This window comes from Streptomyces sp. NPDC085481, assembly GCF_044541845.1.
Classification (GTDB): Bacteria; Actinomycetota; Actinomycetes; order Streptomycetales; family Streptomycetaceae; genus Streptomyces.
Genome location: NZ_JBITTJ010000029.1, coordinates 1 through 13978, shown reverse-complemented (window position 1 = coordinate 13978; position 13978 = coordinate 1). Strand labels below are relative to the sequence as shown.

13 protein-coding genes, 1 rRNA gene and 1 pseudogene are annotated in these 13978 nt (G+C 73.9%); 13 read left to right on the top strand and 2 right to left on the bottom strand.

Annotated features, from left to right (window positions below; genetic code table 11):
• The 3 genes and pseudogenes from rrf to ACIGEZ_RS34110 form a co-directional block, all read left to right on the top strand.
• Nucleotides 1-92: ribosomal RNA gene (gene rrf, locus ACIGEZ_RS34120) — 5S ribosomal RNA — on the top strand; the annotation flags it as partial.
• 277 nt (nt 93-369) lie between these two features.
• Nucleotides 370-1317 (top strand): annotated as a pseudogene (locus tag ACIGEZ_RS34115) (hypothetical protein); the annotation flags it as partial.
• Nucleotides 1318-1347: 30 nt separating this feature from the next.
• The gene (locus ACIGEZ_RS34110) at nt 1348-2136 is read left to right on the top strand and encodes a hypothetical protein (RefSeq protein WP_399839283.1); all 789 of its coding nucleotides are present in this window, start codon (nt 1348-1350) and stop codon (nt 2134-2136) included.
• 68 nt (nt 2137-2204) lie between these two features.
• On the opposite strand, the gene ACIGEZ_RS34105 is transcribed toward ACIGEZ_RS34110, so the two are convergent.
• Nucleotides 2205-3491 (bottom strand): DUF1015 domain-containing protein, encoded by a 1287-nt coding sequence (locus tag ACIGEZ_RS34105; RefSeq protein ID WP_399839274.1) that lies wholly within the window; start codon nt 3489-3491, stop codon nt 2205-2207.
• A gap of 82 nt (nt 3492-3573) precedes the next feature.
• Here ACIGEZ_RS34105 and ACIGEZ_RS34100 point away from each other — a divergent pair, with 82 nt between their 5' ends.
• The 4 genes from ACIGEZ_RS34100 (at nt 3574) to ACIGEZ_RS34085 (ending at nt 7741) form a co-directional block, all read left to right on the top strand.
• Nucleotides 3574-4632 (top strand): HAD-IIA family hydrolase, encoded by a 1059-nt coding sequence (locus ACIGEZ_RS34100; RefSeq protein ID WP_399839271.1) that lies wholly within the window; start codon nt 3574-3576, stop codon nt 4630-4632.
• Between the two features lie 210 nt (nt 4633-4842).
• Entirely contained in the window at nt 4843-5802 is a 960-nt protein-coding gene (locus ACIGEZ_RS34095) for a FecCD family ABC transporter permease (RefSeq protein ID WP_399839280.1), read from the top strand.
• Nucleotides 5799-6833 (top strand): FecCD family ABC transporter permease, encoded by a 1035-nt coding sequence (locus ACIGEZ_RS34090; RefSeq protein ID WP_399839268.1) that lies wholly within the window; start codon nt 5799-5801, stop codon nt 6831-6833. Before ACIGEZ_RS34095 ends, ACIGEZ_RS34090 begins: the two co-directional genes overlap by 4 nt.
• A gap of 41 nt (nt 6834-6874) precedes the next feature.
• Complete coding sequence (locus tag ACIGEZ_RS34085) at nt 6875-7741, top strand: ABC transporter ATP-binding protein (RefSeq protein ID WP_399839266.1); 867 nt, start codon at nt 6875-6877, stop codon at nt 7739-7741.
• Here the strand turns inward: ACIGEZ_RS34085 and ACIGEZ_RS34080 are convergent.
• Nucleotides 7719-8066, bottom strand: a complete 348-nt coding sequence (locus tag ACIGEZ_RS34080) for an SCP2 sterol-binding domain-containing protein (RefSeq protein WP_399839263.1) — start codon at nt 8064-8066, stop codon at nt 7719-7721. The genes ACIGEZ_RS34085 and ACIGEZ_RS34080 overlap by 23 nt on opposite strands.
• 42 nt (nt 8067-8108) lie before the next feature.
• On the opposite strand from ACIGEZ_RS34080, the gene ACIGEZ_RS34075 reads away from it, so the two are divergent.
• The 6 genes from ACIGEZ_RS34075 to ACIGEZ_RS34050 all read left to right on the top strand — a co-directional run bounded on the left by ACIGEZ_RS34075 (nt 8109) and on the right by ACIGEZ_RS34050 (nt 13868).
• Entirely contained in the window at nt 8109-8357 is a 249-nt protein-coding gene (locus ACIGEZ_RS34075) for a hypothetical protein (protein WP_399839261.1), read from the top strand.
• 7 nt (nt 8358-8364) lie between these two features.
• Complete coding sequence (locus ACIGEZ_RS34070; protein ID WP_399839259.1) at nt 8365-9180, top strand: TlyA family RNA methyltransferase; 816 nt, start codon at nt 8365-8367, stop codon at nt 9178-9180.
• The gene (locus ACIGEZ_RS34065) at nt 9177-10118 is read left to right on the top strand and encodes an NAD kinase (protein ID WP_399839256.1); all 942 of its coding nucleotides are present in this window, start codon (nt 9177-9179) and stop codon (nt 10116-10118) included. Before ACIGEZ_RS34070 ends, ACIGEZ_RS34065 begins: the two co-directional genes overlap by 4 nt.
• Nucleotides 10119-10225: 107 nt before the next feature.
• A complete protein-coding gene (gene recN / locus ACIGEZ_RS34060) occupies nt 10226-11953 on the top strand; it encodes a DNA repair protein RecN (protein WP_399839277.1) in 1728 nt (575 codons plus the stop codon).
• Nucleotides 11953-12657 (top strand): hypothetical protein, encoded by a 705-nt coding sequence (locus ACIGEZ_RS34055; RefSeq protein ID WP_399839254.1) that lies wholly within the window; start codon nt 11953-11955, stop codon nt 12655-12657. The genes recN and ACIGEZ_RS34055 overlap by 1 nt, the downstream gene beginning before the upstream one ends.
• A gap of 125 nt (nt 12658-12782) precedes the next feature.
• Nucleotides 12783-13868 carry a glycosyltransferase family 4 protein gene (locus ACIGEZ_RS34050; protein ID WP_399839251.1) on the top strand — a complete coding sequence of 362 codons (1086 nt, stop codon included), beginning with the start codon at nt 12783-12785 and terminating at the stop codon, nt 13866-13868.
• The last annotated feature ends 110 nt before the right edge of the window (nt 13869-13978 follow it).

Sequence of the window (13978 nt, the reverse complement as noted above, 5' to 3'; positions counted from 1 at the left end):
CGCCCGGTTACATTCCGAACCCGGAAGCTAAGCCTTTCAGCGCCGATGGTACTGCAGGGGGGACCCTGTGGGAGAGTAGGACGCCGCCGAACAATATTTCAGGACCCCTGGTCCCCAGCGTTCATGCTGGGACCAGGGGTCCTTTTGTTTTTCCTGGAATTTTCTGAAACGCGCGGCCGCGTGCCGGCTGCGCGAGAATGACTGCAGTACCCGAAGACAGGAGTCACGTCGATGTCCACCAACTCTCCCGACGACCGCCCCGAGCGCGAACCGCGCCGCCGGGACGGTGGCGAGCGGGGCGGCTTCCGTGGGCCGCGTCGTGACGACAACCGTGGTGGCGGAAGCGGCGGTGGCTACCGCGGCCGCGACGACCGCCGCGATGACCGTGGCGGTGAGCGTCCGCCGTTCCGTCGTGATGACCGGCGTGACGACCGTGGCGGTGAGCGTCCGCCGTTCCGTCGTGATGACCGGCGTGATGACCGGCGTGACGACCGTGGTGGCGAGCGTCCGCCGTTCCGTCGTGATGACCGGCGTGATGACAACCGTGGTGGCGGTGGCGGTGGCTACCGCGGCCGTGACGACCGTCCCTCGTACCGTCGCGATGACCGTGGGGGCGAGCGTCCGCCGTTCCGTCGTGATGACCGTCGCGACGACCGTGGTGGCGAGCGTCCGCCGTTCCGTCGTGACGAACGGCGTGATGACAACCGTGGTGGCGGTGGCGGTGGCTACCGCGGCCGTGACGACCGTCCTCCGTTCCGTCGTGACGACCGTGGTGGCGAGCGTCCGTCCTTCCGTCGTGACGACCGCCGTGACGACCGTGGCGGTGAGCGTCCTCCCTTCCGTCGTGACGACCGGCGCGATGACCGGCGTGACGACCGTGGCGGTGAGCGTCCTCCGTTCCGTCGTGACGACCGGCGTGATGACAACCGTGGTGGCGGTGGCGGTGGCTACCGCGGCCGTGACGACCGTCCTCCGTTCCGTCGTGACGACCGTGGGGGCGAGCGTCCGTCCTTCCGTCGTGCGGACCGTCGTGACGACCGCCGTGACGACCGTGGCGGTGAGCGTCCTCCCTTCCGTCGTGACGACCGCCGTGACGACCGTGGGGGCGAGCGTCCTCCCTTCCGTCGTGACGACCGCCGTGACGACCGTGGGGGCGAGCGTCCGCCGTTCCGTCGTGACGACCGGCGTGATGACAACCGTGGTGGCGGTGGCTACCGCGGCCGTGACGACCGTCCCTCGTACCGTCGCGACGAGCGGCCCCGTGGGCCGCGTCGGGACGACCGGGGTGGTTTCGGGCGTCGGGACGACCGGCACCGGGACCGTGGGGACCGTGCGCCGATCAAGCGGCTGCCGATCCCGCCGGAGGTCACCGGTGAGGAGATCGACCCGGCCGTCCGCCAGGAGCTGATGAGCCTGCCCAAGGGGCTCGCCGAGGACGTCTCGCGCAACCTCGTCATGGTCGCCCAGCTGATCGACGAGGACCCGGAGAAGGCGTACGAGTACTCCCGTATCGCGCTTCGGCTCGCCTCGCGTGTCGCCGCGGTCCGTGAGGCGGCCGGCTTCGCGGCGTACGCGACGCAGAAGTACGCGGAGGCGCTGGCCGAGTTCCGGGCCGCGCGTCGGATGACGGGCAGTGTCGAGCTGTGGCCCGTGATGGCGGACTGCGAGCGCGGTCTTGGTCGTCCGGAGCGGGCGCTGGCCATGGCCGGCGAGCCCGAGGTGCAGAAGCTGGACAAGGCCGGGCAGGTCGAGATGCGGCTCGTCGCCGCCGGTGCCCGCCGGGACATGGGGCAGCTCGACGCGGCCATCGTGACCCTGCAGAGCCCCGAGCTGGCGTCCAACGCCAACCACCCGTGGACCGCGCGCCTGCGGTACGCGTACGCCGACGCGCTGCTGGCCGCCGGCCGTGACGGCGAGGCGCGTGAGTGGTTCGCCAAGGCGGTGGAGGCTGACAAGGACGGCTCCACCGACGCCTCCGACCGGCTCGCGGAGCTCGACGGGGTCGAGTTCGTCGACGCCTTCGACGACTCCGATGAGGAGAACGGCGACGAGAGCGGTGACGAGAGCGACGGCGAGGTCGAGGCCGAGCGCGATGGAGACCGCGAAGACGACCGCGACGACCGCGACGAGGACTGATGTCCGCGCTGCCGGCTAGCGCATGAACGAAGGGCGGAACCCCACCGGGGTTCCGCCCTTCGTCGTTTTCAGTCCAGGGCCAGGCTGCGCAGGACCAGGCCCGTCGCCGGCTTGGGGCCGAAGGAGGTCGACTTCCGGGGCATCGTGACGCCCTGGCGGGCCAGGTCCCGGACGACCTCCTCCTTCACCGGGTGCATCAGGACGGCCGTACCGCCGCGGCGTTCGGCCTGGGCGACGGCGGCGCGGGTGTCGTGGATGTAGCTGATGTCCTCGGGGGCGTCCGGGATGTGCCAGACGTGGTCGAGGAGCGTGGAGTGCAGGACCGTCGCGTCCAGGGTGCGCCAGGCCTCGGGGCGGTCCGTGCGGATCGTGCGGGCCAGGAGCGCAGGGTCCGGGCGGTCGACGAGGTGGAAGGCGCCGTCACCCGCGAGGAGGAACGCGTTGCCCTCGGCCGTGGCCGCGGCCAGGGCCTCCTGGGCGGCGGACAGCGGGCCCGCCACGCGGGTGACGCGGAAGCCGTCACCGAGGGCCGCCAGGGCGTCGGCGACGGGGAGGCGGTTGAGGAGCCGGTGGATGGCACGGACCCGCAGGGGGTAGCGGGCGGTGTCGATGAGGAGGACCAGGCCGTAGTTCCACGGGCCGGGCGCGGTGTGTTCCTCGCGCAGCCGGAGGTAGGTGGCCCAGCGGTGGTGGCCGTCGGCGATCAGGGCCTGGTGGCGGCCGAGTTCGGCGGCGACGGCGGCGAGGTCGGCCGGGTCGGTGACGGACCAGAGGCGGTGGTGGAAGCCGTCCTCGGTGGTGGTGGAGAGCAGCGGCTCGTGTGCGATGGTGCGGTCGATGACCGTGCCGGCTCCGTCGCCGTCGCCGCGGTAGGTGAGGAGCAGCGGCTCGAGGTTGGCGGCCGTGGTGCGCATGAGGGCGGCGCGGTCCTCGACGATGTGCGGCATGACGTCCTCGTGGGGGAGGACGACGCCTTCGGCGGGTGGGGAGAGTTCGAGGGCGCCGATGAGGCCGCGCTGGAGGATGCCGTCGCCGCTCTGCTCGTACACGTAGAGGGCGGGCTCGGGGTCCGGGGCGAGGATGCCGTCGGCGAGCCAGCGGTCGAGGGTGACGGCGGCCTTGCGGTGGCGGGTGCCGGCCGTCATGGCCTGCGGGAGGATCAGCCGGACGATGTTGTGGGGGTCGGCGGACTCGAGGTGGAGGAGTCCGTCGGGCCGTACGACGACGTCGTACGGAGGAGAGGTCACGGCTGCCAGGCTGCCGACCCGTTCGGGTACGTACCGGAGGCCCCGGAAGGGGGCCAGGCGGAGACCGGGGGCGCGGACGTCGTCGGCCGCGTGACCAGAGGTGTTCATCTGGTCATCGTATGTGGCCGGTGGCATGAGCGATGATCGGGGAGGCAGGGATTTTCACCCGTGACGTGAGGAGTGGGCGGGCATGACGGGAATCGGCCAGGGCCGGCAGGGCAGGAATCGGCCAGGTGGCAGCGCGGGCGTGCTGAGCGAGGCGTACGACACGGCGCTGCTGGACCTGGACGGTGTCGTGTACGCGGGCGGGGACGCGATCCCGTACGCCGTGGAGGCGCTGGGGGCGGCCCGGGCGGGCGGGATGCACCTCGCGTACGTCACCAACAACGCGCTGCGGACGCCGGAGACGGTGGCGGCGCATCTGACGGAGCTCGGGGTGCCGGCGGAGGCGGGGGACGTGATCACCTCGGCGCAGGCGGTGTCCCGGTTGATCGCCGACGAGGTGCCGCCCGGTTCGCGGGTCCTGGTGATCGGCGGCGAGGGGCTGCGGGTGGCGCTGCGCGAGCGGGGTCTGGTGCCGGTGGAGTCGGCGGACGACGACCCGGTGGCGGTGGCGCAGGGCTACGGGGGTCCGGAGCTGCCGTGGGGCCGGCTTGCGGAGGCGAGTTATGCCGTGCGGCGCGGGCTGCCGTGGTACGCCTCGAACACGGACCTGACGGTGCCGGGTGCGCGGGGGATCGGGCCCGGGAACGGTGCCGCGGTGGAGGTCGTGCGGATCGCGACGGGCGCGGAGCCGAAGGTGGCGGGCAAGCCGTTGCCGCCGATGCACCGGGAGACGGTGCTGCGGACCGGGGCCGAGCGGCCGCTGGTGATCGGGGACCGGCTGGACACGGACATCGAGGGCGCGTTCAACGGGGGCGTGGACTCGCTGCTCGTCCTGACCGGGGTGACGGATGTGGCGCAGCTGCTCGCGGCCGTGCCGGAGCACCGGCCGACCTTCGTGTCGGCGGACCTGCGGGGTCTGCTGGTGGCCCAGCCGGAGGTGGTGGAGGGTGCCGACGGATCGTTCCTGTGCGGGGGCTGGACGGCGTCGGTGAGCGGGGGAGCGCTGGTGGTGGAGGGCGCGGAGGACGCCCTGGATCCACTGGACGGCGTTCGGGCGCTGTGCGCGGCGGCCTGGACGGACGCGGGCGCGGGTGCGTGCGGCCTGGACGCGGGTAAGGCGCTGGAGCGGCTGGGCCTGCGGTGACGGCACTGGAGCCTCTGGGCCTGCGGTGACGGCGGGGAGGCCCTGGGGCTGGGGTGGTGGCCGGGGTCGTACACGGCATCGATCAATATTCAGAGGGTAGGCTAACCTAACCTCGTGTTGGTCGAGAGTCCCTCCCGTGCGAGCGCGGAGCCGACCGCCGCTGCCCAGCCGCCGAAGCGCCGGAACTCCGTGCGCGCCGCCGGACTGGTCGTGGCCGTCGGAGTCCTGCTGCTGGTCTGTGTCCTGAGCATCATGATCGGTGCCAAGCCGGTGCCGCTCGGCGATGTCTGGCACGGGCTGTTCCACAACAGCGGCATCCGCAACGACGTGGTGGTCCACGACGTCCGCGTCCCGCGCACGATCCTGGGGCTGCTGGTCGGTCTGGCCCTCGGCCTGTCCGGCGCCGTCATGCAGGGCCTCACCCGCAACCCGCTCGCCGAGCCCGGGCTGCTCGGCGTCAACGCGGGCGCCGCCGCGGCGGTCGTCTCCGCCATCGCCTTCCTCGGCGTCACCGACGTCGACGCGTACGTGTGGTTCGCCTTCGTCGGCGCCGCCGTCGTCTCCGTCGTCGTGTACGTCCTCGGCGGCAGCCGCAGCGCCACGCCCGTACGGCTCGCGCTGGCCGGAACCGCGGCCACCGCCGCCCTGTACGGGTACGTCAACGCCGTACAGCTGCTGAACTCCGCCGCCCTCGACCGGCTGCGCTTCTGGACCGTCGGCTCGCTCGCCTCCGCGAACACGGACACCGTCGGCCAGGTCGCGCCCTTCATCCTCGTCGGCGCCGTGCTCGCGCTCCTCATCTCCCGGCCGCTGAACGCCATGGAGATGGGCGACGACACCGCCCGCGCCCTCGGCGCCCACCTCAACCGCACCCGGATCACCGCGATGGTGTCCGTCACACTGATGTGCGGCGCCGCGACCGCCGCCTGCGGGCCGATCGTCTTCGTCGGCCTGATGGTTCCGTACATCGTGCGGTCGATCACCGGCCCCGACATGCGCTGGATCCTCCCGTACACGGCCGTGCTCTCGCCCGTGCTCCTCCTCGGCTCCGACGTCATCGGGCGGGTCGTCGCCCGCCCCGCCGAACTCCAGGTCGGCATCGTCACCGCGCTCGTCGGCGGGCCCGTCTTCATCCGTCTCGTCCGTCGCAAGAGGATGGCCCAGCTGTGAGCACCAAGTCCCTGCGGACCGCCGGCGGGCTCTCCGTGCGCTACGAGCCGCGCGCCCTCGTGTCGGTCATCGGCCTGCTCGTCCTCTCGCTCGCCGCCGCGGTCGTCCTCATCGGCAGCGGCGACTTCCCCATCGCGCCCGGCGACGTCGTCGCCACCCTCCTCGGCGACGGCACGCCCGTGCAGGAGTTCGCCGTGATGGACCTGCGGCTGCCGCGGGTCCTGGTCGCCGTCTTCGTCGGCGCCGCGCTCGGCATCGGCGGCGCCGTCTTCCAGTCGGTCTCCCGCAACCCCCTCGGCAGCCCGGACGTCATCGGCTTCGGCCAGGGCGCCACGGTCGGCGCGCTCGCCGTCATCGTGCTCTTCCAGGGCAGCGCGGCGGCGGCCGCAGGCGGCGCCGTCACCGGCGGGCTCGTCACCGGCGTCGTGATCTACCTGCTGGCCTGGAAGCGCGGGGTGAACGGCTACCGGCTCGTCCTCATCGGCATCGGCGCCGCCGCCATGCTCACCGCCGTCATCCACTACCTCATCACCAAGGCGCAGCTCGTCGACGCCACCCGCGCCGTCGTGTGGATGACCGGATCGCTCGACGGGCGGGACTGGGCCCAGTTCTGGCCGCTGTTCGCCGTCAGCTGCGTCCTGCTGCCGCTGGTCCTCGGCCACGGCCGGGCGCTGCGCATGCTCGAGATGGGCGACGACGCCGCGTACGCGCTCGGCGTGAAGGTCGAGCGGACCCGGATCGTGCTCATGGGCTCGGCGGTGCTCCTCGTGGCCGTCGCCACCGCCGCCGCGGGACCCATCGTCTTCGTCTCCCTGAGCGCACCCCAGCTGGCCCGCCGGCTCACCCGCTCGCCCGGCCCCAACCTCGCCGCCTCCGCGCTCATGGGCACCGCCCTGCTGCTGGTGGCCGACTGGGTGGCCACCAACGCCTTCGGCGAGCGCCGGCTGCCGGTCGGTGTCGTCACCGGCGTCCTCGGCGGCTGCTACCTCCTCTGGCTGCTCGTCAGCGAGCGCAAGGCGGGCCGGATATGACCACCACGGCAACACCAGCCGAAGACAACAGGAGCAAGGGTATGAACGGGCAGCAGCCCCAGCGGCTCAGCGCCGAGTCGGTCACGCTCGCCTACGACCAGCGGGTCATCGCCCGTGACCTCAGCGTCGTGATCCCCGACAACTCCTTCACGGTCATCGTCGGCCCCAACGCCTGCGGCAAGTCCACCCTCCTGCGCGCCCTGTCCCGGATGCTCAAGCCCACCCAGGGACGGGTCCTGCTGGACGGCCAGGCGATCCACTCGATGCCGGCCAAGAAGGTCGCCAAGACGCTCGGCCTGCTGCCGCAGTCCTCGATCGCGCCCGACGGCATCACCGTCGCCGACCTCGTCGCCCGCGGGCGCTACCCCCACCAGGGGCTGCTGCGCCAGTGGTCTGCCGAGGACGAGCGGATCGTGCAGGAGTCGATGGCCGCGACCGGGGTCGCCGAGCTCGGCGAGCGGTACGTCGACGAGCTCTCCGGCGGCCAGCGGCAGCGGGTCTGGATCGCCATGGCCCTCGCCCAGCAGACCCCGCTGCTGCTCCTGGACGAGCCGACCACCTTCCTCGACATCCAGCACCAGATCGACGTCCTCGACCTGTGCGCCGAGCTGCACGAGGACCAGGGCCGCACCCTCGTCGCCGTCCTGCACGACCTCAACCACGCGGCCCGCTACGCCACCCACCTCATCGCCTGCCGTGACGGCGAGGTCGTCGCCGAGGGGCCGCCGTCCGAGGTCGTCACGGCCGGGCTGGTCGAGCGGGTCTTCGGGCTGCGCTGCCAGGTCATCGAGGACCCGGAGACCGGTACGCCGCTGGTGGTACCCGCGGGGCGCAAGGCCCGGGCGGCCCGTGGCGGCGCGGGCGGTCCCACAGCTCCTACCGCCCCTACAGCAGTGACCGCAGTCTGAGCAGGTCGCGGAAGCCCGCCTCCAGGCCCACCCGGCCCGAGGCCCAGGCCTTCGCGAAGTTCAGCTCGCCGCCCACCATCGCCACCAGGTCGTCGCCGGTCATCCGCAGGCGGATCTGGGCCTTCTCGGCCGGCGGGCCCGGGAGGGTGTCCCGGACCTCGATGCGGCCGTCGGCCAGGCGGCCGGTGAAGGTCGTGTCGAGGTCGGTGATGTGGCAGCTGAGGGTGCGGTCGAGCGCGGCCGCGCCGCGTACCTCGCCGTCCGCACGGGCCAGGTTGTCCGAGAGTCTGTCGAGTGCGTCGCGGCACTCCGTGATCGTCGCCATCGCGGTCGACCGTACCCCAGGGCTTCGCGGTAGCGTCGGGGCATGAGCGACGCGACACCCGAAGCCCCGCAGGAGCAGGCCGCCGATCCCGGGCCCGCTCCCCTCGGCGTCGTACGGACCCCCACCGGCCGGCCCGCCGTGGACGCGCTCCTGGACCGCCTCGGCGACGCGGACCACCTCCCGGCGGACGGACACCTCGACGTGTACGAGGATGTACACCGTGGCCTGCGCGCCGAGCTGACCTCGCTCGACGCCGCACCCGCACCCCGTCCGTACGACAACAGGAGCTGAACCGAACGTGGCAGGAGTGGTCCGCCGCCGCCTCGACGCCGAGCTGGTACGGCGCAAGCTGGCCCGCTCGCGCGAGCACGCCAGCCAGCTGATCGCCGCGGGCCGGGTGACCGTCGGCAAGACGGTCGCCACCAAGCCCGCGACCCAGGTCGAGACCGCCGCGGCCATCGTCGTCCAGCAGGACGACGCCGACCCCGACTACGTCTCGCGCGGCGGCCACAAGCTGGCCGGCGCCTTCGCCGCCTTCGTGCCCGGGGGCCTGCGGATCGAGGGCCGGCGCGCGCTCGACGCGGGCGCGTCGACCGGCGGCTTCACCGACGTCCTGCTGCGGGCCGGCGCCGCCCATGTCGTCGCCGTCGACGTCGGCTACGGGCAGCTCGCCTGGTCGCTGCAGAGCGACGAGCGGGTCACCGTCAAGGACCGGACGAACGTGCGCGAGCTGACCCTGGAGGCCATCGACGGCGTCCCGGTCGACCTCGTCGTCGGCGACCTGTCGTTCATCCCGCTCGGGCTCGTGCTGCCCGCCCTCGCCTCCTGCACCGCGCCCGGCGCCGACCTGGTCCTCATGGTCAAGCCGCAGTTCGAGGTCGGCAAGGAGCGGCTCGGCTCCGGCGGAGTGGTGCGCAGCGCCGAACTGCGCGCCGACGCCGTGAAGAACGTGGCCCGTCGGGCGGGCGAGCTCGGGCTCGGCGTCCTCGGCGTCACGGCCAGCCCGCTGCCCGGGCCGTCAGGCAACGTCGAGTACTTTCTGTGGCTGCGGGCGGGGGCACCCGCCCTTGATCCGGCGGACGTCGACCGCGCCGTGGCGGAAGGACCTCGTTGAGCACTGGTTCGAGCACTTCGACTGACAGCGACCGCACTGTTTTCCTGCTCGCGCACACCGGCCGGCCGGCCGCCGTGCGCAGCGCCGAACTCGTCGTCCTCGGGCTGCTGCGCAGCGGCATCGGGGTCCGCGTCCTGGAGGCGGAGGCGGCCGATCTGCCGCTGCCGCCGTCCGTCGAGAAGGTGCCGGAGGCCTGCACCGACGCGCTCGACGGCTGCGAGCTGCTCGTCGTCCTCGGAGGGGACGGGACGCTGTTGCGCGGCTCGGAGTTCGCCCGGGCGTCCGGGGTGCCGATGCTCGGCGTCAACCTGGGCCGGGTCGGATTCCTCGCCGAGGCCGAGCGCGACGACCTCGACAAGGTCGTGGACCGGGTCGTCACCCGGGCCTACGAGGTCGAGGAGCGGATGACGCTCGACGTGACCGTGTACCAGAACGGCGATGTCCTGCACCAGGACTGGGCGCTCAACGAGGCGGCCGTGCAGAAGGTCTCCCCGGAGCGGATGCTCGAGGTGGTCCTCGCGATCGACGGGCGCCCGGTGACCGGGTTCGGCTGCGACGGGGTGATCTGCGCGACGCCGACCGGCTCGACGGCGTACGCCTTCTCCGCGGGCGGGCCGGTGATCTGGCCCGAGGTGGAGGCGCTGCTCATGGTGCCGATCGGGGCGCACGCCCTGTTCGCCAAGCCGCTCGTCACCACCCCCGACTCGGTGCTGGCCGTCGAGGTCGAGCCGCACACCCCGCACGGCGTGCTGTGGTGCGACGGCCGGCGCACGGTGGAACTCCCGGCCGGCGCGCGGGTCGAGGTCCGGCGCGGCGCCGTTCCGGTCCGTCTGGCCCGGCTGCACCACGCCTCGTTCACCGACCGGCTGGTGGCGAAGTTCGCGCTGCCGGTCTCCGGCTGGCGCGGGGCGCCGCACCGAGCCCACTCCGGCGGGTGACAGAGGGCCGCGAGGGGCCCTGCCGACCTGCGGGTTCGTCCCGGGTGGGCGGGGGCCGTCGCACAGGGGCGGCCCGACCTCGTAAGGTCTTCCCCGTGTTGGAGGAGATGCGGATACGGTCGCTCGGAGTCATCGACGACGCTGTCGTCGAGCTGTCGCCCGGTTTCACCGCGGTGACCGGCGAGACCGGTGCGGGCAAGACGATGGTCGTGACCAGCCTCGGGCTGCTGCTCGGCGGGCGTGCCGACCCCGCCCTGGTACGGATCGGGGCGGGGGCCGCCGTCGTCGAGGGGCGCATCACGCTGCCCCCGGGCGGGGCGGTCGCCGTGCGGGCCGAGGAGGCGGGCGCCGAGCTCGACGAGGGCGCGCTCCTGGTCAGCCGTACGGTCTCCGCCGAGGGACGCTCGCGCGCCCACCTCGGGGGTCGCGCGGTGCCGGTCGGGCTGCTCGCCGAACTGGCCGACGAGCTCGTCGCCGTACACGGCCAGACCGACCAGCAGGGCCTGCTCAAGCCGGCCCGGCAGCGTGGCGCCCTGGACCGGTACGCGGGCGAGGCCGTCAGCGTGCCGCTCGCGGCCTACGGCGAGGCGTACCGGCGGCTGCGGGCCGTCACCGCCGAGCTGGAGGAGATCACCACCCGGGCCCGGGAGCGGGCCCAGGAGGCGGACCTGCTGCGCTTCGGGCTCGGCGAGGTCGAGGCCGTCGAGCCGCGCGCGGGCGAGGACGTCGAGCTCGCCGCCGAGGCGGAGCGGCTCGGCCACGCCGAGTCGCTGGCCTCCGCCGCCGCCCTCGCGCACGCCGCGCTCGCGGGCCAGCCCGAGGACCCCGAGGCCGTGGACGCGACGACGCTCGTCGCTGGCGCGGGCCGGGCCCTGGAGGCCGTACGGGCGCACGACCCGGCGCTCGCCGCGCTCGCCGACCGGATGGGCGAGATCTCCATCCTGCTGTCGGACGTGGCCGGGGAGCTGGCCGGGTACGCGGACGACCTGGACGCCGATCCGCTGCGGCTGGCCGCCGTCGAGGAGCGGCGCGCGGCCCTCACGCAGCTCACCCGCAAGTACGGCAGGGACGGTGAGGGGACGGCCGCCGTGCTCGCCTGGGCGGAGCAGAGCGCGGCCCGGCTGACCGAGCTCGACGGCGACGACGACCGCCTCGACGAGCTGACGGCGGAGCGGGACCGGCTCCGCGACGACCTCTCGGTGCTCGCGCAGCGGCTCACCGACGCCCGTACGGAGGCGGCGGCCCGGTTCGCGGACGCCGTCACCGCCGAGCTGGCGTCGCTGGCCATGCCGCACGCGCGGGTGTCCTTCGCGATCCGGCAGACCGAGGACCCCGACGGCGTCGAGGTGGGCGGCCGCCGCGTCGCGTACACGCCGTCCGGTGCCGACGAGGTCGAACTGCTGCTCGCCCCGCACCCGGGCGCCCCGCCGCGGCCGATCGCCAAGGGCGCGTCCGGTGGTGAGCTGTCCCGCGTGATGCTCGCGGTCGAGGTCGTCTTCGCGGGTACGGACCCGGTGCCGACGTACCTCTTCGACGAGGTCGACGCGGGCGTCGGCGGCAAGGCGGCGGTGGAGATCGGCCGCCGGCTCGCCAAGCTGGCCAAGACCGCGCAGGTCGTGGTCGTCACGCACCTGCCGCAGGTGGCGGCCTTCGCCGACCGGCAGCTGCTGGTGGAGAAGACCAACGACGGCTCGGTCACCCGCTCCGGCGTCACCGTCCTGGAGGGCGAGGACCGGGTGCGCGAGCTGTCCCGGATGCTCGCGGGCCAGGAGGACTCCGAGACCGCCCGGGCGCACGCCGAGGAACTCCTCGCGACGGCGCGGGCCGACGGCTGATGGGGCGTCCGGGGGCCTTCGTCGTGGCCGCTGGTGTGACCCGGGCCGCGTACGAGGCGCTGCGGCGGGTCCGTGACCCGCGATGGGAGCGGGTGAACCACGCGGGGCGGAGCGTCGGCCTGTACGCGGGGCCCGCGGTCGCTCTCGGGGCTGCCGTGGGGACGCGGAGTGCGCCGGGCGCGCTCGCGGTGCTCGCCGCGGGGGCGTGCGGCGCGTACGACGACGCGTACGGCGACGAGCGGCGGGGGTTCCGGGCACATCTGGCGGCGCTGCGCGAGGGCGAGGTGACCAGCGGGGCCGTCAAACTGTTCGGCATCGGCGCCGCGGGGCTCGTGGCCGGGGCGCTGCTGAAGGAACGGCCCCTCGACAAGGTGCTCGCCGGGATCGTCATCGCGGGGACGGCCCACCTCGTCAACCTGGTCGACGTCCGGCCGGGGCGGGCCGGGCTCGCCGTCCTCGGGCTGTCGGCCCCCGGCCTGCTGAGCACACCGCTGGCCGCCGCCCCGATGGGCGCCGTGGCCGCCGTGCTCGGCGAGGACCTGGGCGAGCGGACCATGCTCGGCGACACGGGCGCGCAGGCCCTCGGCGCGGCCGTCGGCACGGCCATCGCCGCGGGGAACGGGCGGCTGGGGCTCGCCGTGCATGCGGCGGGCCTTGTGGCGGCGGCGGTGTACGGGGACGAGATCAGCGAGCTGGTGCGCTGACCGCTCCGCCGGGCTCGCCCGTACTCACCCGTGTGGGTGATCCCGGTCGGTAAGTTGAGGCGTCCGACACGGCGACGACGCCACTTCGGTGCCGGAACGTGCGTACGGACTGGCATCCTTGGGCCGTGACACAGCTCCGTACGGTCCAAGTGCTGGGCGGCGGCAGCGCGGGAAGCAGCGCGCACGTCAGATCACTTGCCTCGGGGCTCGTGGCGAGGGGCGTGCGGGTGACCGTGTGCGCCCCGGCGGACCTCGACGACGTCTACGACTTCGCGGGCGCCGGCGCGCACTTCGTGCCGGTGCCGCGCCGGGGCGGGCCGGCGACGGTCGCCGCGCTGCGCAACGTCTGCATCGGCGCGGACGTCGTCCACGCGCACGGGCTCGACGCCTCGGTGCGGGCCTCGCTCGCACTGTCCGGCGGCGCCGGGCCGCGCACCCCGCTCGTGACGACCTGGCACACCCGCAGCCAGGTGGCGGGCGCCAAGGCCGGGCTCGTGCGGCTCCTGGAGCGAAGGACCGTGCGGGCGGCGGCCGTCGTGCTCGGCACCTCATCCGAACTCGTCGACCGGGCGCGGCGGCGCGGCGCCCGCGACGCCCGGCTGGCGCCGGTGACCGTACCGGCCTCGCGCGCTCCCGTCTGCCTGCACGACGGCAAGGCGCGGGCCGAACTCGGCGCCGTGGACCGGCCCTTGCTGATGGCGGTCGGCGCGCTGGAGCCGGGGCGCGGGTACGGGATGCTGCTCGACGCGGCGCGGGTGTGGCGGGACCTGGACCCGCAGCCGCTCCTGGTGATCGCGGGGGAGGGGCCGGAACGGGCGGTGCTGCAGCGGCGGATCGAGGCGGAGGGGCTCGCGGTGCGGCTCATCGGACGCCGCGACGACGTGGCGGAGCTGCTCGCCGCGGCGGACGTCGCGGTCCTGCCGTCCCGCTGGGAGGCCCGCTCGCTCCTCGCCCAGGAGGCACTGCGGCTTGGCGTGCCGCTCGTCGCCACCGCGGTGGGCGGGGTGCCGGAACTCGTCGGCTCCGCCGCGGAACTCGTCCCGTACGGGGACGCCCAGGCCCTCGCGGCGACGGTCCGCGGGCTGCTCGACGACACGGACCGGCGCCTCGACCTGGCTGCGGCGGGACGGATGCAGGCGCGGACGTGGCCGACGGAGGACGAGACGATCGCCCACGTCCTGAGCGTGTACGACGAGCTGTCGGGGCGCTGAGGGGCCTCCCGCATCCTTGGGTTCTAGTGGTTGTCGCAACACCCCAGTTCAGGGGTGGCGATGGACTTCGAGATCCGGCGGGACCGGACCCCTCAAGGGCCCAGGAAGCT